The sequence below is a fragment of the Kitasatospora sp. NPDC088861 genome, assembly GCF_044750105.1.
Lineage (GTDB): Bacteria > Actinomycetota > Actinomycetes > Streptomycetales > Streptomycetaceae > Kitasatospora.
In genome coordinates this window covers 77,294-97,565 of sequence record NZ_JBIVJF010000020.1, presented here as the reverse complement: position 1 = coordinate 97,565, position 20,272 = coordinate 77,294, and the positions used below count along the sequence as shown (strand labels likewise).

Below are 20,272 nucleotides of genomic sequence, written 5' to 3'. Positions count from 1 at the left end.
CACCCGTGGGTGGAGGGCCCTCGTGCAGGAAGGATCCGAAGGCCTCAGGCGTCGATGCGGGAGCGGTCCAGGGTGGCCGCCGAGTCCACGATGAACTCCTTGCGCGGGGCGACGTCGTTGCCCATCAGCAGGTCGAAGATCCGCTCGGCCTGCTCCAGGTCGCCCAGGTTGATCCGGCGCAGCGTGCGGTGGCGCGGGTCCATGGTGGTCTCGGCCAGCTGGTCGGCGTCCATCTCGCCCAGGCCCTTGTACCGCTGCACCGGCTCCTTCCAGCGCTGCCCCTTGCGCTGGAACTCCAGCAGGGTGGAGCGCAGTTCGGCGTCGGAGTAGGTGTAGTGGTACTTCTCCTGGCCGCGCTTGGGGCTGGTGAGCTCGATCCGGTGCAGCGGCGGCACGGCGGCGAAGACCCGGCCCTGCTCGACCATCGGCCGCATGTAGCGGTGGAACAGCGTCAGCAGCAGGGTGCGGATGTGCGAGCCGTCGACGTCGGCGTCGGCCATGAAGATGACCCGGCCGTAGCGGGCCTGGTCGATGTCGAAGGTGCGGCCCGAACCGGCCCCTATCACCTGGATGATCGCGGCGCACTCGGTGTTCTTGAGCATGTCGCTCACCGAGGCCTTCTGCACGTTGAGGATCTTGCCGCGGATCGGCAGCAGCGCCTGGAACTCGGAGTTGCGGGCGAGCTTGGCGGTGCCGAGCGCGGAGTCGCCCTCGACGATGAAGAGCTCGCTGCGGTCGACGTCGTCACTGCGGCAGTCGGCCAGCTTGGCCGGCAGCGAGCTGGTCTCCAGCGCGGTCTTGCGGCGCTGGGCCTCCTTGTGCTGGCGGGCCGCGACCCGGGTGCGGGCGGCCGCGACGACCTTGTCCAGCACGGCCCGGGCCTGGAGCTTCTGGTCCTTCTTGGCCGAGGTGAGGAAGGCCTTGAGCTCCTTGGCGACGACGGCGGCGACGATCCGGTTGGCCGCCGAGGTGCCGAGCACCTCCTTGGTCTGGCCCTCGAACTGCGGCTCGGCGAGCCGGACGGTGACCACCGCGGTGAGGCCCTCGGTGGCGTCGTCCTTGGTGATGTCGTCCTCGGCGACGCGCAGCAGCTTGGCCGCGCGCAGCGCCTCGTTGACGGTCTTGGCCAGCGAGCGCTCGAAGCCGGTCATGTGGGTGCCGCCCTTGGGGGTGGCGATGATGTTGACGAAGGAGCGCAGGGTGGTGTCGTAACCGGCGCCCCAGCGCAGCGCGATGTCCACGCCGAGCTGCCGGGTGACCTCGGTGGGGGTCATGTGGCCGAGTTCGTCCAGGACGGGCACGGTCTCCTTGAAGGTGCCCTCTCCGCGCAGCCGCAGCACGTCGCAGACCGGCTTGTCGGGCGCCAGGAACTCGCAGAACTCGGCGATGCCGCCGTCGAAGCGGAAGACCGACTCCTCGACCTGCTCGCTCTCGGTGAGCCGCTCGTCACGCACGACGATGGTCAGGCCGGGGACGAGGAAGGCGGTCTGCCGGGCGCGGCTGTGCAGGTGCTCCAGGGAGAGCCGGGCGTCCTTGAGGAAGATCTGCCGGTCGGCCCAGTAGCGGATCCTGGTGCCGGTGCGGGCCTTGGGCACCTTGCGGGCTCTGGTCAGGCCGTTGGCGGGCTCGAAGGGCGCGTCGGGGCTGGCCTCGGTGAAGATGCCGGGGGTGCCGCGGCGGAAGCTGATCGCGTGGGTGTGTCCGCTGCGGTCGACCTCGACGTCCAGCCGGGCGGAGAGGGCGTTGACCACGGAGGCGCCGACGCCGTGCAGGCCGCCGGAGGCCGCGTAGGAGCCGCCGCCGAACTTGCCGCCGGCGTGCAGCTTGGTCATCACGACCTCGACGCCGGACAGCCCGGTCTTGGGCTCGACGTCGACCGGGATGCCGCGCCCGTTGTCGCGGACCTCGACCGAGGAGTCCGGGTGCAGCAGGACCTCGATGCGGTCGCAGTAACCGCCCAGCGCCTCGTCGACGGAGTTGTCGATGATCTCCCAGAGGCAGTGCATCAGGCCGCGGCTGTCCGTCGAGCCGATGTACATGCCGGGGCGCTTGCGGACCGCCTCCAGGCCCTCCAGGACGAGCAGGTGCCGAGCGGTGTAGTTGGAACCGTCGTCGCCGGCCAGCAGTGCGGACGGCACGGTCGTTTCGGCACTCACGCGGCACTCTCCTCGGTGAAGTTCTGTCTCATCGGTCACATCCGGACGCATCCGGACCATCCGCCAGTGCAGCACGCCGCACCGACAGTCGTCGCCCGGTGTGCTCGCACCCCTCCGCTGGGTGCACAGCACGGCGGGCCGCTCCCGCGCAGCTTGTACGCGCTGCGCGAACAAGGACCGCTCCGGTATCCGGACCCCGGGGCGCCATCTCCTCCCGGTACCACCGGTCCTGGCGGATCGTGGGGCCTGGCACAGGCTCCGGAACTGCCGTTATGCAGGCTACCGGGGCCCGGGGCGGGGCTTATGCTCCAACCCGGCAGAGGATTATGCTACGCGGACCTCGCACCCGGTCCCGATCGGGCGTTCGAGGGACGGGCGGATCCTGGGATTCGGTACGCATGAACCACCGGCCCCCGGGGCACGTCCTCATCAACACAGCAGAATCCTCAGAGAAGAAAAGCCACGAGCGGGAACGTTTTCGGCCTGGTTGGATGTTGACCCTGGTACGACAGCTCGTCGAGCTAGAGAAGAGGCGACGTGACTACTGTTCTGACACCTGCGAGCCCGCTCACCGCGGCTGACCGCTGCGACCGCTGCGGCGCCCAGGCCTACCTGCGCGTCGTACTCGCCAGCGGCGGAGAGCTGCTCTTCTGCGCCCACCACGGCCGGAAGTTCGAGCCCGAGCTCAAGAAGATCGCCGTGGAGATACAGGACGAGAGCGGCCGTCTCAGCGGCACCGCCAACGCCACGGCCGCCGAAGAAGAGCGCTGATCCAAGGCGCCACACCAGCAGTCGGCGTCGAGCTGTGTATCCGGTCGCGCACTCCGCGCGACCGGTGAGCCGGGCGACAGGTCCCCTCGGGAACCGGTCGCCCGGCTCTGCTGTTCCCGGAGACCGGCACGCTCCGCAGCGATGTGACGTCAGAACGTGACCAGTTGGCCACCGGCAACGGCCCGGGCGGCCCTCACAGCACCGAGCGCACCGCGTCCGCGACGGACGCCACCCTGGTGTAGACGCCCGGGTGGGCCGCCTCGGCGCAACCCGTCCCCCAGGAGACCAGGCCGACCAGTCGGCCGCCGACGACCAGCGGGCCGCCGCTGTCGCCCTGGCAGGCGTCCTTGCCGCCCTTCTCCTCACCCGCGCACACCATGCCCCGGGCGTCGAACTTGCCGTCCGGCCCGCCCGGGTAGGCCTGCGCACAGGTCTGGTCCGCGATGATCGGCACCTCCACCCCGCGCAGCGTGGGCGAGTAGTCACCGCGCCCGGTGGTGTCGCCCCAGCCGAAGACCCGCGCGGCGGTCCCGGCCGCGTACGGCTCGGTCTCGCCCTGGCCGACCAGGTCGATCACCGGCCGGGAGTCCTGGGGGTCGGCGAGGGTGAGCACGGCGACGTCGTTCAGGTTGGCGGTGAAGGAGTAGTCGGGGTGGATCCACACCGACCGGACGGGCACCTCGCGGCCGGCCGAGCTGCGCATGTCGTCCCGGCCGATGACGGCCTTGAGGCCCGGCCGGTCCACCTTGGCGCCCCTGGACTCGTCGTAGAAGCAGTGCGCGGCCGTCACCACCTTGGTCGGCGTGACCAGCGCTCCCCCGCAGAACTGGCCGGAGCGGCCGCTGCCGAACTGCTGGCGGCTGGACAGCGCCACCACCCACGGGTGGTCGACGGTGGTCTCGGCGGTGCCGCCGACCACCCGGCGCTGCGCCCCGGCCGGACCGGCCGCGCCGAGCGCGACCAGCGGGACGGGGACGGCGGCCAGCAGCGCCAGTACGGCGGCCCGTCGGCGGCGGCCCGCACGGGCGGCCGCCGGGCTCGCCGGGGGCGGGGCGGGGGTCGGCAGGGCAGCGCGGTCCGGGTTGGGCAGCACCGTGACTCCAGTCGGCTCGGCAGCAGGCAACCGCCACAGCGTAGGTGATCGACTACGCGGTGCGACCGCTTCCCGTCGCACCGCCACCCGGACGAGGGACAACGGCCACCCGGACGCTGACCCGCCCGGGCCCGGACAGCGGCGAAGGCCCGGAGCCGTGGGACTCCGGGCCTTCGTCACACGCTTGCCGTACCGGCCTGATCAGTCCAGGTAGTCGCGCAGCACCTGGGAACGCGACGGGTGGCGCAGCTTCGACATGGTCTTCGACTCGATCTGGCGGATGCGCTCACGGGTGACCCCGTACACCTTGCCGATCTCGTCGAGCGTCTTCGGCTGACCGTCCGTCAGGCCGAAGCGCATCGAGACCACGCCGGCCTCGCGCTCGGAGAGGGTGTCCAGCACGGAGTGCAGCTGCTCCTGGAGCAGGGTGAAGGAGACCGCGTCGGCCGGGACGACCGCCTCGGAGTCCTCGATCAGGTCACCGAACTCACTGTCGCCGTCCTCGCCGAGCGGGGTGTGCAGCGAGATCGGCTCACGGCCGTACTTCTGGACCTCGATGACCTTCTCGGGGGTCATGTCGAGTTCCTTGGCCAGCTCCTCCGGGGTGGGCTCGCGGCCCAGGTCCTGGAGCATCTGGCGCTGGACCCGGGCCAGCTTGTTGATGACCTCGACCATGTGCACCGGGATGCGGATGGTGCGGGCCTGGTCGGCCATGGCGCGGGTGATCGCCTGGCGGATCCACCAGGTGGCGTAGGTGGAGAACTTGTAGCCCTTGGTGTAGTCGAACTTCTCGACCGCACGGATCAGACCGAGGTTGCCCTCCTGGATCAGGTCCAGGAAGAGCATGCCGCGGCCGGTGTAGCGCTTGGCCAGCGAGACCACCAGGCGGAGGTTGGCCTCCAGCAGGTGGTTCTTGGCGCGGCGGCCGTCCTCGGCGATGATCTCCAGCTCGCGCTTGAGCTTGGGGGCGAGCTTGTCGGCGGCCGAGAGCTTGTCCTCGGCGAACAGACCGGCCTCGATGCGCTTGGCGAGCTCGACCTCCTGCTCGGCGTTGAGCAGCGGGACCTTGCCGATCTGCTTCAGGTAGTCCTTGACCGGGTCGGCGGTGGCACCGGCGACGGCGACCTGCTGGGCCGGCGCGTCGTCCTCGTCGTCGTCGGAGAGCACGAAGCCCTGCGACTCCTCCTCGGGCTCCGCCTCCTCGCCCGCCTTGTCGCCGGGCAGCGCGACGTCCTCGAGCAGCTCCTCCTCGCCGATGAGCTCCTCGTCGCCCTTGCCCGCCTTGGCGGCGGTCTTCTTGGCGGCGGTCTTCTTGGCCGGCGCGGCGGTCTTCTTGGCCGCGGCCTTCTTGGCCGGGGCGGCCTTCTTCGCCGCGACCGCCTTCAGCCCGGAGGCGACCCCGGTCGTCTCCGAGGTGATCTCGGCGGACACCGTGGGGGCGGACGCCGTGGCGGCCGCCACGGCCGGGGCCGCGACGGGCGCACCGGGCGCGATCCGCACGGGCGGCTTGGTCGGGGCCGTGGGGGCGGCCGGGCTCCGGGTGGTGACAGCCTTGGTGGCGGTGCGCTTGGTGGGGCTCTTGGCAGCAACGCTCTTGCGCTTGGCGCCGGCCGGTTCGGCCGCGCTGACCATGAGGTCCACCCCCTCCTCAATCAGCACCTGGTTGAGGCTGCGCATGACGTTCTTCCACTTGGTGACCGGGATCTGGTCCGCCTCGAACGCCTGGCGCACGTCGTCACCGGCGATCTGCCCCTGGGCCTTGCCCCGCTCGATGAGCGCCAGCAGAGCTGCGGACTCGGCGATCTCGGGGGGAAGCGAACGGGATGTGCTGGCCGACACGAACAACCTCTCGGACGATGAGTGGACTCGAACCCGTACCGGCCGCCCGAGCGGGCGGGGAAGGAAATCGCGCGTCAGGCGCGCGGTGTCGATTCCGACCGACTCGGGCTTGAGGACTGGGTTTGCAGGACGGCAGCAGCGCCGCGGACCAACACAGCATTGTGACATGTTGAAGTATTCCGGAGCTGCTCCCGCTCAGGAGACATCGCTGCTACTCGTCAAGTGTTACGCATGGCCTTCGTGTCGCGGGTCACACCACTCGGCGCCCGCGGCCACGGGGCCGGAATCCATCATCGCGCACTCACGCCGAAACCCGTTGTCATGGACGGGGCATCAAACGTTCGGGTCGGACCGCCGGCATACAGAAGCCCTCCGGCTGCGCCGCGCGGGTGCGGCCGGAGGGCCCTGGAGGAACGGAGGACGGACGGGGCGCCCGCTCACCGGAACGGCCCGCTCAGTGCTCCCGAGGGGCGGGGACGGACGGCTCGATCTCGGGGTGGACGGTGAGCAGCGCCCGCATCGCGGCCTCCCCCGCGGTGCCGTCGCCGGTGCCCAGCGCATCCACCAGCCGGGCGTGCAGGCTGACCGAGGACTCGGAGGCGCGCTCGCAGGAGATGGCCGGCCCGCCCGACACCTGCAGCGCGCCGGCGACGATCCCGGACAGGTGCTCCAGCATCCGGTTGCCGGCCATCTGGAGGATCAGGCCGTGCAGCTCGGCGTCGGCCCGGGCGTAGGTGGAGAGGTCGGCCTGGGCGGCGGCGTGGCCCATGATCTCGACCAGCTCGACCAGCCGCTGCTGGACGTCCTCCCGGCCGTGGCCGGCGGCGAGCCGGGCGGCCAGCGGCTCGATCGCCCAGCGGAGCTCGAACAGCTCCCGGCGCTGCTCGTCCCGCTGCGGGCCGAAGGCGCGCCACTCGATGATGTCCGGGTCCAGCAGGTTCCAGTCGGCGACCGGGCGGACCCGGGTGCCGACGTTCGGCCGGGCGCTGACCAGGCCCTTGGCCTCCAGGACGCGCAGCGACTCGCGGACGACTGTGCGGGACACCTCGAACCGCTGGCCGATCTCCTCGGGCACGAGCGGACGGTCGGCGCCCAGGTCGCCGGAGACGATCATCTGGCCGAGCTGCTGGACCAGCTGGCCGTGCAGACCGCGGCCGCGGCTACTGGTGGTCTTGCGGCCGACCCGGGCGAGATCGGACTCGGCGCCCTCCCAACGGGGCGCCGGCGGAGTCGGCCGGTCGGCGTACGAGAAGCGGTCCAGATCGCCGGGGCCGTGGATGGGTCCGTCGGCGGAACGGGCGGGGGTCATGGTGGGGTGCGCAAGGGTACTCACAGCTCCTTTGTCGGCGATCGGCGGGCGCAGCTTGAGAATTCTCGTGAAAAGCACACGAAAGGGTGATCGACCGCGACTGGATAATTGACTTCTTATCAGGAAGAACCGCGCATTACGGTCACTGCTGGTCGATCTTGATGCTTCGGCGCGGCCGCCCCCTCGGCGCCCGGCGTCAGAGCGCGCGCCGCCGGACCTGCACCAGGAGCGCCGCGAGCAGCAGGACGGCCGCGGGCGCCGCCACCGCCGCGAGCAGAGCCGGATCCGTCAGCGCCGCGCTCCCAGCCACCGCCTCGTGCTCCCCGCGGTAAACCCAGCCGTAGGCCCATTCGACGCCGGACTGGAACGGCAGCAGCTCGGCCGCACGGGTCGGCCACGGCCTGCCGGTCTCCCGCAGCAGCAGCGCCACACCGGACTCCAGCAGCGGCGGCAGCGCGCACAACAGCAGCACCCCGACCGAGGCGCTGCGGGTCAGTGACGTCGTCAGCACCCCGGTCCAGCCCGCCACGACGGTCAGCAGGACGAAGGCCAGCAGGGCCGCCGGCGCCCCGTGGCCGGCCGCCAGCGCCACCGGAGCGAACACGCCCGGCAGGTCGGTCAGGCCCGGCAGGTCGGCCAGGCCGGACAGCCCGGTGGCGGCCAGCGCCTGCGACACCTGGTCCGACAAGGCCGAGGGCTCCGCCCAGGCGGCCACCGTCACCCCTCCCGGCAGCGCCAGCTGCACCGCCACCGCGTCGAGGAGCAGGGTCGCCAGCGCCAGCAGCCCCGCGACGGGACCGACCACCAGCAGCTTGGCCAGCAGCAGTCGCACCCGCCGCGGGTACGACACCTGGGAGGCCGGCAGCCCCGGGTGTCGCACCTCGTGCCCGTACGAGAGCGCGCCCAGCACGCCGGCCCCGAACGCGGCGAACGGTAGCGGGATCAGCGGTACGGCGGCGGTCAGCAGCCGCACCCCGGCCGGGACGGCCAGCGGGCCGGCCGGGGCCTGGCTCGCCAGGACGGCGGCCGTGACGGCGTCGCACAGCAGCACGGCGGCGAGCAGCAGCCAGGTGGAACGCAGGCCGCGCAGGCGGCGCAGCTCGTAGGCCAGGACACGCACGGTTCACTCGCTCCGGTGGTCGTCGGGGGTGGCGGGGCTGACGGGACCGCCGGGGGCCGGGGTCGCGGCCGGAACCTGGGCCCCGGCCGGGCGGCCGAGCCGGACGGTGTCGTCGGTCAGCAGGTCGGCGGCGCTCTCGCGGCGGCCCCTGGTCGGGTCGGGCGCGGGCCTCCCGTCGCCGACAGCGGGGCCGGGGTCGGGGTCGGGGGCCGGGGCGAGGGCCGACGCGGATCTGGCCAGGGCGCCGGGGCCGTCACGGAACAGCCGCTCCACGACGACGGTCGGGGTGGGCTCGGCGGGCTCGGCCTGGCGGGGGGTGGCGCCGAGGGCGGAGAGGGCGGTCGCGGCCGAGGCGGCCGGCAGGGCGCGGGTGGGCAGCGCCGCCTCGTCCCGGTGGTGGGCGGCCACCGGGCGGGCTTCCGGGCGGCGGGCGCCCCGGTGGCGCGGGACGGTGACGGCCTGGACGTCGGAGGCCGGTTCCTGAGCGGGCTCAGGGCCGGGTTCGGGGCCGGGTTCGGGACCCGGCTCGGCAGCGGTGGGGCCCGACTGGACACGGAGGTGGCCGGAGCGGCCCGATGCGACCGGCAGGGCGACCCGGGGCGCCGGCTGCTCGACCACCCGGTCGGCCAGCTCGTGCAGCAGGATGCCGTGGCGATAGGCGAGTTCACCGATCTCGGTACGGTCGACGCCCGCCACCGCGAGGCCCGCGCCGCCGTCCCGCCGCACCTCGGCGCCCTGACTGACCAGCAGGTCGGCCAGCCGCGCCATCTGCGGCCCGCGGACGGCCACTTCGGGGCTGAGCCTGGTCCGGCGGAACTCCGCCACCGGCTGGTCCGCCACCAGCCGGCCGCGGTCCAGCGTGATGACCCGGTCGGCGAGCTGCGCGGCCTCCTGCGGGGTGCGGGTGGTCACCAGGACCGTCCCGCCGGCGACGCCGAACGAGTGCAGGAAGGAGTGGAACCACTCGACGTTGCGCGGGGACAGGCCCTCGGTCGGCGCGTCCAGCAGCAGCGTGCCGGGGTCGCCGAGCAGGGCCGCGGCCAGGGCCAGCCGGCGGTGCATGCCGGGCGAGAAACTGCGCAGCCGCTGCCCGGCGACGGCGGCCAGCCGGGTCTGCTCCAGCAGTTCGTCGGCCCGCCGTGCGGGGGCGCCGACCGCCGCGGCCAGCATCCGCAGGTGGCCGTGCGCCTTGCGGCCCGGGTGGCCCGCCACGGCGGCCGCGCCCGGCCCGGGGCCGGGCAGCAGCACGCCGACCTCGCGCTCGGGGCGGCGCAGCCGGCGGTAGGTGCGACCGTCGAAGAGCGTGATGCCCTGGCCGCGTTCGAGTTCGAGCATCAGCCGCAGCGCGGTGGACTTGCCCGCGCCCTCGGCGCCGAGCAGCGCGGTCACCATGCCGGGCCGGGCGTCGAAGGTCAGATCGAGCACCGCGGGCGGCGCGCCCTTGCGGTAGACCTTGGTCAGTCCGGTGATCTGGATCATCGCTGCCTGCTCCCATGCCCTCGGCCGACCTGCCCGACGCGGGGCGCCCCCTGGTGTGTTGGCGCGTGCCAGCACGGCCCCGCGCCAGCACATTAGGGGCCGGTGGCGGAGATTCCGGGCATTACGGGAGCGGCGCGGGCCCGTCGGCCACCCACCTCACCCGATCAGGGGACAATCCGATCCTGCGATTCCCGGGTCGGGGGGAGTCGGCGGCGGGCCCGGGCCGGGTCAGGACTCCGGGCGCAGCATGGGCGGGTTGAGGACGGTCGCGCCGCCCGCGGTGAACAGCTGGGCGGGGCGGCCGCCCTGACGGGTCGTCGTGCCACCGGAGGGCAGCAGGAAGCCGGGGGTGCCGGTGACCTTGCGGTGGAAGTTCCGCGGGTCCAGGACCACGCCCCAGACCGCCTCGTAGACCCGGCGCAGCTCGCCGACGGTGAACTCGGTGGGGCAGAAGGCGGTGGCGAGGGAGGAGTATTCGATCTTGGAGCGGGCGCGTTCCACGCCGTCGGCGAGGATCAGCCCGTGGTCGAAGGCGAGCGGGACGCCGTCGACCGGGCTCCGGCCGAGCAGTTCGCCGACCGGGGCCCAGCGGGCACTGCTGGCGTCGCCGCCGGCCCGGGGGGTCGGCAGGTCGGGGGCGAGGACCAGGTAGGCGACGCTGACCACCCGCATCCGGGGGTCGCGCTGCGGGTGGCCGTAGGTGGCGAGCTGCTCCAGGTGGGCACCGGCCGCGCCGGGGCCGACCGCCTCGTGGCCGGGGGCGGAGTGTGCGCGCAGGCCGGTCTCCTCGGCCAGCTCCCGGGAGGCGGCCTCGGCCAGGCCCTCGTCCGGGCGGACGAAGCCGCCGGGCAGTGCCCAGTACCCCTGGAACGGCGGCTCGCCGCGTCTGACCAGCAGGGCGCAGAGCGCGTGGTCGCGCACCGTCAGCACCACCAGGTCAACCGTGACAGCGAACGGGGGGAAGGCCGACGGATCGTAGCGCGACATGGCGACGATCATAGTCGTCTCTCTGACGATAAGCACAGGCCCGTACACGGACCGCGCCCGGCCCTCCTGAGGTGTCGCCGGAGCCGGGCGGGCCCGGGCAGGGGTGTCAGCGGGCGCCCAGTTGCAGCTCCGCGGAGGCCTCCTCGACCATCGCCACGCCGATCCGGCTCACCCGGACCGAGAAGGGCTCGCCGGCGACCCGCAGGCCGGTCAGCTCCAGCTCGCCGAGCGGAGCGGTGCTGGCCGGGCGGACCAGGACCCGGCCGCCCGGCACGTCGGGGCGGACCCCGGCGAGCGCGAACACCGCGTGCGCGGCGCCGGCCGCCGAGACCGCTGCCGGGCGGCAGGCGGCCGGGTGCGGCACCGGCGGGCAGCCGGGGATCCGCTGCTCCCCCGCGTACATCTCGGGCAGCCGCCCCTCGTAGTGGGCGGCCGCGGCGAGCAGGCCCTCCAGCAGGGCGCCGGCCTCGTTCTCATGGCCGGCTTCGGCCAGCCCGGCGATCGCCAGCGCGGTCTCGTGGACCCGCACCGCGCCGCCGCGGTGGCCCAACGGGTTGAAGCGGGGGGACTTGGCGCTGAGCGTGCGCAGGCCCCAGCCGCTGTCCAGCTCCGGCGCGGCCAGGCGCTGGGCCAGCAGTCGGGTCTGTTCCCGGTCCAGCAGGCTCTCGTGCCGGCCGCCGTCGGCGGCGAGCCCGGTGTCCAGCAGGTGCACCAGGCAGGAGGCGACGGCCGGCAGCGGCTGGCCGCCCGGCGCCAGCGCGGCGGCGGGGCGTCCGCCGGAGAGGTCGTCGATCCAGAACCGCTCGCGGAAGCACCCGCGCAGTTCGGCGGCCCAGCCGCGCCACTCCTCGGCGCCGGGGCGGCCGAAGGCCTCCAGCAGTTCGGCGCCGTGCAGGGCGGCGCGGTGGGCCTGCGCCTGGACCTCGGCCCGGGCAGCCACCGGGTGGGCGGCGCGGTCCTCCGCCGGGCGGCTGAGGTCGGTGACGAAGCCGTCGACCAGGCCCTCGCGGAGGGCGGCCAGGGCCCGCTCCGCGGCCGGGAGCAGGTCGGCGGTCTCCGCACGGGGCAGGCCCCAGCGCCAGGCCTCGGCCAGCACGGTGACGAACAGCAGGGTGGCCTCGGTGGCGGTGCAGGTGGGCGGCAGCTCGGGGCCGCCGTGCCGGAGGGCGCCGGGCAGCAGGCCTTCGGTGCGGCCCGGGGCGGCGGCGGGCTGCTGACGGCGGGCCAGCGCCCGGAGGGTGCCGGCGGCGAGCCGGGTGCCGAGCGGCAGGGTGAGCCGGGCGGCCCAGAGCGCGTCGGCCGGGGCGAGGCCGAAGCGCCAGGGCGCGCCGGAAGCCGGGTAGAGGTCGGTCGGGCGGTCCGGGTCGGCGAACAGCAGCCCGCCGAGGGCGTCCAGGGAGCGGGTGACCAGCAGGGCGGCCCGGGCGTCGTCGCTGCGGACCTCCGGTTGGGCCCAGGGCAGCGGCACGCCCGTGCCCCGCCCGCCGGGCGGCCGCGGGCCGGGGGCGGTGCTCTCCAGTTCGGCGCGCAGCTCGACCGACCAGCGGGCGCCGGGTTGCACCTCCAAGTCCCACCGGAGCACCCCGGCCCCGGCCAGCACCGCGTGCGGGGAGGGCTTGGCGCTGACCACCGCGCTGTGGGCCGGGCCGGCCCAGCGCAGCCCGGCGGACTGCACCTGGCCCGGCAGGTCGGCCGGGCGGTGCCCGGCGGCGATCTCGGCGACCGGGCCGAGGTCGGTGCCGAGGGCGATCTCCATCGGCAGCCGGGCGGGCCGGCCGCCGGTGTTGCGCACGATGACGGTCTCCACTCCGTCCGCGTGACGCAGCCGCTCGACGGTGAGCGCCGGGTCCGGGTCGAGGTCGCCGGGGAGCCGGACGGCGCCGAGGAAGCGGGCCTGCGCGGTGCTGGTCAGGGCGCCCTGGAGCGGCAGCGGCTCCATGCCGCCCAGACGCAGCTCCATCCGGGCGAGCACCCGGACGCCGTTGCGGTAGAAGCCGTGCAGGCCGTGGCCGCGCAGCTGGCCGTCCGGTCCGGAGGCGGCCATCGCGGGGGCGTTGACGCAGAGCACCGCGTGGTGGACGGCGGGGGGCTGCGGCCTTGGCGGGGCCGTGAGCCGACTCGGGCCGACGGGTGCCCCCGCCGGTCCGGCCGTCTGGACCTGGTCGGGACGGCCGACCGGTCTCGGCGCGCCGACCACGCTCTCGGCCGGCATGGCCTGTGGTGGCCTCATGGCGGTCACCGGACTCTCCTCCCCTCGGCGGTCCGGTGGCCTGGTCAGGCCGGTGGGCCGCGAGCACGCTCGATCGCGTGCTGATGGTGCCGGGCCGGCGGGGTGCCCCGTCGGCGGGTGTGCCGTGTCTGGCCGTACCCGGTGCCGGGCCGTGCCATGCGGTGCGCGGTACCGGGCCGGTACCGGCGCGCCGCACCTTCGCGTCGGGCCCGCCTCGGTGCCCGGCGCGTCGTCAGGTCCGGTGACCCGGACCGCCGGTGGCGCCCGACCCGTGGGCCGCGGCGGCCGAGCCAGGTGACCCGAGCGGGCCCCGCACGCTCCGGTGCCCCGGCGCCGTGGCCGCCCCGCTCGGCGGGCGGTCCGCCCGGAACCTGCCGCCGGACGGCCGTCGGACGGTCGCCGGGCCCCCGGGGTGAACGCCGCGCACCGCCTCCAGGTCACGCCCGGCGACGGGTGCGGCCCGTCGAGCCCGGCCCGCCGGGCGGTCGTGCCGCAGCCGTCGAGCCGTCACGGTCGGGCCGTCACCGGGCTGCCACCAGGGCGGCGCGGTCTCGCCACCGGGTGGCGGCGGCTGCGTCCCGGCCCGCGGCCTGCCGTGCAACCCGCCCCGGCCCGGCATCGTATGCCTGGCCGAGTGGGCGGTGACCGTCGAACCGGTGCCCGACCGCGGTCAGGATACGGTGCGGGGGTCGCGGCGCCCGCACCCGGTGACCCCGTGAGCCGCGACCTGACCGCTGTGACCAGCAGAGACCGAGGAGTTGCATGTCCACCGTCAGCCGTCTGCCCGGGATTGCTACGACCGACCACGTCTTCCAGGCCCCCCTCGACCACGCCGACCCGCAGGGCGAGCAGATCGAGGTGTACGCCCGCGAGGTGGTGGCCGCCGGCCGCGAGCAGGCCGACCTGCCCTGGCTGGTCTTCCTCCAGGGCGGGCCCGGCGGCAAGGCCGCCCGCCCGCTCGGCCGCGACGCCTGGCTGGAACGCGCCCTCGACGACTACCGGGTGCTCCTGCTCGACCAGCGCGGCACCGGTCGCTCCACGCCCGCGACCCGGCAGACCCTCGCCCGGCGCGGCGGTGCCCAGGAGCAGGCGGACTACCTGGCGCACTTCCGCGCGGACTCGATCGTGCGGGACGCCGAGCTGATCCGCCACCAGCTGCTCGGCGCGGACCGGCGCTGGAGCGTGCTCGGCCAGAGCTTCGGCGGCTTCTGCACCCTCACCTACCTCTCCTTCGCCCCCGAGGGCCTGACCGAGGCCTTCATCACCGGCGGTCTGTCCGGCCTCGGCAGTTCGGCGGACGACGTCTACCGTGCCGCCTACCCGCGGGTGGTCCACAAGAACGAGGACCACTACGCCAGGTTCCCGCAGGACGTCGAGGCGGTACGGCGGATCGCCGCGCACCTCGCCGCCGCCCCCGCGACGCTGCCCGACGGCGGACTGCTGACCGTCGAGGCGTTCCAGGCCCTCGGGCTGATGCTCGGCGGCGGCAGCGGCTCCGGCACCCTGCACTACCTGCTGGAGGAGGCCTGGGTGGACGGCGCGACCGGCCCCGAGCTGTCCGACACCTTCCTGGCCGGTGTCCAGGCCAAGCTCTCCTTCGCGGAGGGCCCGCTGTACGCCGTGCTGCACGAGTCGATCTACGGCCAGCGCTCGGTGGACCAGGGCGGCACCGCCTGGTCTGCCGATCGGGTCCGCAAGGAGTTCCCGCAGTTCGACGCCCGGGCGGCGCTGGACTCCGGCGCACCGGTGCTGTTCACCGGGGAGATGATCTACCCCTGGATGTTCGACACCGACCCGGCGCTGCGCCCGCTGAAGGAGACCGCGGACCTGCTGGCCGCCCGCACCGACTGGCCCGACCTGTACGACCCGGCGCGGCTGGCCGCCAACACCGTCCCCGTCGTGGCGGCGGTCTACCACGACGACATGTACGTGAACACCGCCGACTCGCTGGCGACCGCCCGCGCGGTGCGCGGTCTGCGGACCTGGATCACCAACGAGTGGGAGCACGACGGCCTTCGGGCGAGCGGCGGCAAGGTGCTCGACCGCCTGATCAAGCTGGCGCACGGCGAGGCCTAGCGAAGCCCGCCCGGGCCGGGCGGCGAGGCTCCGGACGGCCCCTGACGGACGCCCGGCGAGGTCAGCGCGCATGGTGGGCTCCCCTCGCCGCCCGACGGACGCCCCGGCACCGGTGGCGCCCGGCGGCCGACGGTGCGGCGGCGGCCCGGGACACCACTGTCCGGCCGAGCCGCAGACCCCGGGCGGACCGCTGCCGGGGCACCGGAGCGCACCCGGGCACCGGTAGCAGGGCGAGCGGGCCCGGACCGTCCGGACGCGGAGCCGGCTCGGCGGGGCCGGCCGGGCCGACGGGGCCGTGCTCGGCCGCCGCCGCTGTGGCCTGAGCCGCCTTCGAGGCCTTCCGGCGGGCAGGCCGGCGGCGGCGTGAGGCCCCCGCCGGCCCGGGCAGCCCCGACGGCCCACCGCGGCCGGCCTGGTTACCACCCGGGCCCTCGGTGGGCGCCGGCCCCGGTTCGCCGCCGGGCGCCGGCACGGGCCCACCCGCCTCGCGCCGCCGACGCTGCGCCTCGACCGCCGCGAGCAGCGCGTCGGGTGTCATGCCGTCGTTCAACGACTCGTACAGCAGCTCGGCCAGCAGGTAGGACGGGTCGAGCCGGAGGACGTGGCCCAGCACGACGCGGGCCGTCGCGGTGTCCCCCGCCACCCAGGAGGCCCAGGCCAGCAGCGTGAGCGGGGCCACCGCACAGCCCTCGTAGGGCGGCACGGCGCGCCGGGCGAGGAAGCGCCAGAGCCGCTCGGCGGGCGCGAGCTCGGCGGGCCGGGCGTACTCGACTCCGCGATCCCGGGTGAGGCGGTCCCGCAGGGCGACCAGCAGCCGGGCCGCCCGCTCCTCGTCGAGCTCCCGGGCCCCGGCCGCGAACTCGGCGAAGGCCTGGTCGAGCAGGTCGGCGCCCTGCTCCTGGACGGACGCACCCCCGGAGCCCCCAGCGCCGTCAGCACCGTTGGCGGCCTCAGCGGCCTCGGCCCGGGCGAGCGCCGCGCGCTGGGCGTCCGCCCCCGGCGGGCCGATCGGGGCCAGCCCGCCGATGATCGCCTTCCGGCTGCCACGCGGCGCGAGGCCGGCGAACGCCGCGGCGGCGGCCGCCGGGCCCGGGCCGGGGGCACGGCGGATCGGGTTGCCCGCCGGATCGCAGCACCCGGCGCGGCGACAGAGGAAGGACCACCAGCGGCCGTCCGAGACGCAGAGCGACTCTTTGACGGCCACCCCCCTGCGCCCGAAGGCCGCGCGGAGGTCGCCCGCCAGCGGCCGCAGGCCGTCCACCACCGGAGGGGCGTGCGCCGTGGTCCGATCCTGGCAGAGGTAGAGGAGCACTTGGACCGGCCGCTCGCCGTGCCTCTCGGAGAGGGCGACCAGCAGGGCGGCCGTCTCCTCCGCCGCAGCCGGCCACTGCTCGGGCGACTCCGGGACGTCCGCCCGGATCACTCCGCCCTGGTGCAGGTCGGGGCCCTGGAGGCCGACCGCGACGATGCTGTCGTCGGGGTAGAACCCCAGGAGGTAGGGCAGCAGCTCGGCCATGTCGGCCGGGCCGCGCATGGTGACCGGCCGGTGGCCGGAGGACGGGCCGAGGGTCAGGGTGACGCGCTCGTTGTTCATGACGCTCCCGTTGTTCATGACGCTCCGGTTGTTCGCGGCGTTCATGACCGGAAGCGTGACGCGATCCGAGAGACGCACCGGATTTTTCTCTTTTCCTGTGGATAACCCCGCCCTCGTTTTCCGCTTCCCTCATTCGGAGCACACCGCGCCCACTCCCCCGGGTGATTAGTCGGCGGCCGTTCAGCTGAGGAGCTGATGAAATACATCCGGCCTCCACCTCTCCGCAGCCCCGGCATTCGCCCCATGTCAGCGGCTCGGGGTTACATGGACGCCATGCAGCAGTCCGAGAACCACACCACCGCCACCGCCGACCGCGCCGAGGTCCGGGCGCGGGCCGAGGCCGTCCTGCGCGAGCTCGCCGGGCCCGGTGCCGCCCTGCGCGAGGACCAGTGGACGGCCATCGAGGCCCTCGTGGTCGACCACCGCCGCGCCCTGGTCGTGCAGCGCACCGGCTGGGGGAAGTCCGCGGTCTACTTCATCTCCACCGCCCTGCTCCGGGCCCGGGGCGCCGGGCCGACGGTGATCGTCTCCCCGCTGCTCGCCCTGATGCGCAACCAGGTCGAGTCGGCGGCCCGGGCCGGCATCCACGCCCGGACCATCAACTCGGCCAACACCGACGAGTGGGACGAGATCCAGGCCGAGGTCTCCGCCGGGAAGGTCGACGTCCTGCTGGTCAGCCCCGAGCGGCTGAACAACCCCGACTTCCGCGACCAGGTGCTGCCCAAGCTCGCCGCCTCCACCGGCCTGCTCGTGGTCGACGAGGCCCACTGCATCTCGGACTGGGGCCACGACTTCCGCCCCGACTACCGCCGGCTGCGCACGATGCTCGCCGAGCTCCCGCCCGGCGTCCCGGTGCTGGCCACCACCGCCACCGCCAACGCCCGGGTCACCGCGGACGTCGCCGAGCAGCTCGGCACCGGCAGCACCGACGAGCACGCCCTGGTGCTGCGCGGACCCCTCGACCGGGAGAGCCTCACCCTGGGCGTGCTGCCCCTGCCCGACCCGGCGCACCGGCTGGCCTGGCTCGCCGACCACCTCGACCGGCTGCCGGGCTCGGGCATCGTCTACACCCTGACGGTGGCCGCCACCGAGGAGGTGACGGCCTTCCTCCGCGAGCGGGGCTTCCCGGTGGCCTCCTACTCCGGCCGCACCGAGGACGCCGAGCGCCGCACCGCCGAGGCCGACCTGCTGGCCAACCGGGTCAAGGCGCTGGTCGCCACCTCCGCGCTGGGCATGGGCTTCGACAAGCCCGACCTGGGCTTCGTGGTGCACCTGGGCTCGCCCAGCTCGCCGATCGCCTACTACCAGCAGGTCGGCCGGGCCGGGCGCGGCGTCGACCGGGCCGAGGTACTGCTGCTGCCCGGGCGCGAGGACGAGGCGATCTGGCGCTACTTCGCCTCGCTGGCCTTCCCGCCGGAGGAACAGGTGCGCCGCACCATCGACGCACTGGCCGAGGCCGGCCGCCCGCTGTCCACCGCCGCGCTGGAGCCCCGGGTGGACCTGCGCCGCACCCGGCTGGAGACCATGCTCAAGGTGCTCGACGTGGACGGCGCCGTCCGCCGGGTCAAGGGCGGCTGGACGGCCACCGGGCAGAGCTGGGCGTACGACACCGCCCGGTACGCCAAGGTCGCGGCCTCCCGTGAGGCCGAACAGCGGGCGATGCGCGAGTACGCGGCGACCACCGGCTGCCGGATGGAGTTCCTGCGCCGCCAGCTGGACGACGAGCAGGCCCGTCCGTGCGGCCGGTGCGACAACTGCGCGGGGCCGCTGCACACCGCCGAGGTCTCCGCCGAGGCGCTGGACGCGGCCCGGGCCGCCCTCGGCCGCCCGGGCATCAGCTTCGAGCCGCGCCGGCTCTGGCCCACCGGGATGGACTCCCTCGGCGTGCCCCTCAAGGGCCGGATCCCGGCGGGCGAGCAGGCCGAGAACGGGCGGGCGCTCGGCCGGCTGTCCGACATCGGCTGGGGCAACCGGCTGCGCACCCTGCTGGCCGACCAGGCCCCGGACGTACCGGTCCCCGGAGAGGCCGTGGACGCCCTGGTCGCGGTGCTCGCCGACTGGGCCCGCGGCCCCGGCGGCTGGGCCGGGCCCGCGACGGCGGACGGCGCCCGGCTGGAGCGGCCGGTCGGCGTGGTGGTCATGGCCTCCTCGACCCGCCCCCAGCTGGTGGGCAGCCTCGGTGCGCGGATCGCCGAGATCGGCCGGCTGCCGCTGCTCGGCCGGATCGAGTACGCCGACGGTCGGCCCCCGCACGGCGCGCGCAGCAACAGCGCCCAGCGACTGCACTCGCTGGCCGGCGCGCTGACGCTGCCGCCGGAGGTGGCGCAGGCGGTGGCCGAGGCCGGCGGGCCGGTGCTACTGGTGGACGACCTCGTCGACTCGGGCTGGACGGTCACCGTGGCCGCCAGGCTGCTGCGCCGTGCCGGGGCGAGCGCGGTGTTGCCCCTGGTGCTGGCCGTGCAGGGGTGACCGGGCGGCAGCGGGCCGCCACTCCACCCATCACTCGAATGGCCTAACGAAGGGAGAAAGCAGCCCACTCGCGAACACGCGGGACGCCGGAGCGGGGAAAGGAGTGGTCACCGTGCCGACAGCGGTTCACCGGACCCCGCACACGGTCTGGATCAAGGTCCAACGCCGCCCGAACGACGCTCGGAACACGGTGGAACATATCCGGCGGAACGTGGGCTTTCGGGTGGCGTTCATCGTTTCATCGTTGCCGCTCCACCCCGGATACCGCGAGAATTGGCGCGTACCCGAAACCCTGTCCGCTGGACCCGGCCTTCGGCGTACCCACGTACCCGCGTGCCAGTGGGTCAGGAAGGAGGATCGTGATCAACGGTATCGGCCGAGGTCAGCATCCCCTCGCCCGGAGTTCGGCGCCCAGACGGCTGCTGGACCTGGAGACCTGGACCGCCTCGGGGATCCCGTTGCTGCGCGACCCGCGCGAGTTCGTCGTGGAACTGCACCAGCGCCACCTGCCCCAGCCGGGCACGGTCGTGATCGCCGTCCTCAACGCGCTGCACCACGTGTCCGCCTCGGCCTCGTTCACGCCCTGGCCACACGACACCGACGGCTGGCAGCACCGCAACGCCGTGCTCACGCACCTGCGCCAGATCACCCCGCACGACCTGCGGCTGGCCGAACCGACCCGCACGGCCGTGCTGTTGCGCTGCCGCGAGGGCGCACCCGGCTGGACCGAACAGGACGGCGCCTGGATGTGGGCGCTGCGGGACGCGGCCGTCCTGCACGGCCTGCGCTGCGGCTCGTACATCGGGCTCACCCCGGCGGGCTGGCACGTCCTCGGGGACGGCCGGAGCGGACGCGATCCGCACGCGGGCTCGTGGGCGGACGGGGTGGTGCACACCGTCACGGAACTGCCGCCGCGCTCGGCGCTGGACGCCCCGCGCGGCCAGCGTGCCCGGCACCAGGCGGCCGAACGGGCCCAGCACACCCGGCAGTCCGAGCACCCGTGGCCCCCGGCGCGGGTCGCCGCCGTCCAGCCAGCCCGGCGCACCGGCACCTGCTGACCCCACTGGTCCCGCCGACACCCACGGGCCGCGGCCACGGGCGACGCCACGGGCGACGCCACGATCGCAGACGACGCCACGGCCGGAGCCG

Annotated in this window: 13 protein-coding genes; 4 read left to right on the top strand and 9 right to left on the bottom strand. The window is 74.7% G+C overall.

Annotated features, from left to right (window positions below; all coding sequences use genetic code 11):
• Window positions 1-44: 44 nt before the first annotated feature.
• Window positions 45-2,156, bottom strand: coding sequence for a DNA topoisomerase IV subunit B (locus ACIP37_RS27660; protein WP_363584511.1), 2,112 nt, complete (start codon window positions 2,154-2,156; stop codon window positions 45-47).
• A 537-nt stretch (window positions 2,157-2,693) separates the two neighbouring features.
• Between ACIP37_RS27660 and ACIP37_RS27655 the strand changes: the two genes are divergently transcribed.
• Entirely contained in the window at window positions 2,694-2,927 is a 234-nt protein-coding gene (locus ACIP37_RS27655) for a hypothetical protein (RefSeq protein WP_363584513.1), read from the top strand.
• A gap of 193 nt (window positions 2,928-3,120) precedes the next feature.
• On the opposite strand, the gene ACIP37_RS27650 is transcribed toward ACIP37_RS27655, so the two are convergent.
• The 7 genes from ACIP37_RS27650 to ACIP37_RS27620 form a co-directional block, all read right to left on the bottom strand.
• Window positions 3,121-3,921 (bottom strand): S1 family peptidase, encoded by an 801-nt coding sequence (locus ACIP37_RS27650; protein WP_400808719.1) that lies wholly within the window; start codon window positions 3,919-3,921, stop codon window positions 3,121-3,123.
• 300 nt (window positions 3,922-4,221) lie between these two features.
• Entirely contained in the window at window positions 4,222-5,859 is a 1,638-nt protein-coding gene (locus ACIP37_RS27645) for an RNA polymerase sigma factor (RefSeq protein WP_363584517.1), read from the bottom strand.
• A gap of 454 nt (window positions 5,860-6,313) precedes the next feature.
• Complete coding sequence (locus tag ACIP37_RS27640) at window positions 6,314-7,246, bottom strand: FadR/GntR family transcriptional regulator (protein WP_363584519.1); 933 nt, start codon at window positions 7,244-7,246, stop codon at window positions 6,314-6,316.
• Window positions 7,247-7,364: 118 nt separating this feature from the next.
• Window positions 7,365-8,288: a hypothetical protein gene (locus ACIP37_RS27635; RefSeq protein WP_400808525.1), complete on the bottom strand. Its 924-nt coding sequence runs from the start codon at window positions 8,286-8,288 to the stop codon at window positions 7,365-7,367.
• Window positions 8,289-8,291: 3 nt separating this feature from the next.
• Complete coding sequence (locus tag ACIP37_RS27630; RefSeq protein WP_400808528.1) at window positions 8,292-9,767, bottom strand: ATP-binding cassette domain-containing protein; 1,476 nt, start codon at window positions 9,765-9,767, stop codon at window positions 8,292-8,294.
• 228 nt (window positions 9,768-9,995) lie between these two features.
• A complete protein-coding gene (locus ACIP37_RS27625) occupies window positions 9,996-10,754 on the bottom strand; it encodes an NUDIX domain-containing protein (protein WP_350880113.1) in 759 nt (252 codons plus the stop codon).
• Between the two features lie 106 nt (window positions 10,755-10,860).
• Window positions 10,861-12,984: a glycogen debranching N-terminal domain-containing protein gene (locus tag ACIP37_RS27620; RefSeq protein ID WP_363630379.1), complete on the bottom strand. Its 2,124-nt coding sequence runs from the start codon at window positions 12,982-12,984 to the stop codon at window positions 10,861-10,863.
• A 762-nt stretch (window positions 12,985-13,746) separates the two neighbouring features.
• Between ACIP37_RS27620 and ACIP37_RS27615 the strand changes: the two genes are divergently transcribed.
• A complete protein-coding gene (locus ACIP37_RS27615; RefSeq protein ID WP_400808530.1) occupies window positions 13,747-15,060 on the top strand; it encodes an alpha/beta fold hydrolase in 1,314 nt (437 codons plus the stop codon).
• Between the two features lie 61 nt (window positions 15,061-15,121).
• Here ACIP37_RS27615 and ACIP37_RS27610 read toward each other — a convergent pair whose 3' ends face one another.
• Window positions 15,122-16,699 (bottom strand): DUF4192 family protein, encoded by a 1,578-nt coding sequence (locus ACIP37_RS27610; protein WP_400808533.1) that lies wholly within the window; start codon window positions 16,697-16,699, stop codon window positions 15,122-15,124.
• Window positions 16,700-16,927: 228 nt separating this feature from the next.
• Between ACIP37_RS27610 and ACIP37_RS27605 the strand changes: the two genes are divergently transcribed.
• Together ACIP37_RS27605 and ACIP37_RS27600 are read left to right on the top strand one after the other, a co-directional pair.
• The gene (locus tag ACIP37_RS27605) at window positions 16,928-19,123 is read left to right on the top strand and encodes a RecQ family ATP-dependent DNA helicase (protein ID WP_363584528.1); all 2,196 of its coding nucleotides are present in this window, start codon (window positions 16,928-16,930) and stop codon (window positions 19,121-19,123) included.
• A 419-nt stretch (window positions 19,124-19,542) separates the two neighbouring features.
• Complete coding sequence (locus tag ACIP37_RS27600) at window positions 19,543-20,181, top strand: hypothetical protein (protein ID WP_400808721.1); 639 nt, start codon at window positions 19,543-19,545, stop codon at window positions 20,179-20,181.
• Window positions 20,182-20,272 lie beyond the last annotated feature (91 nt).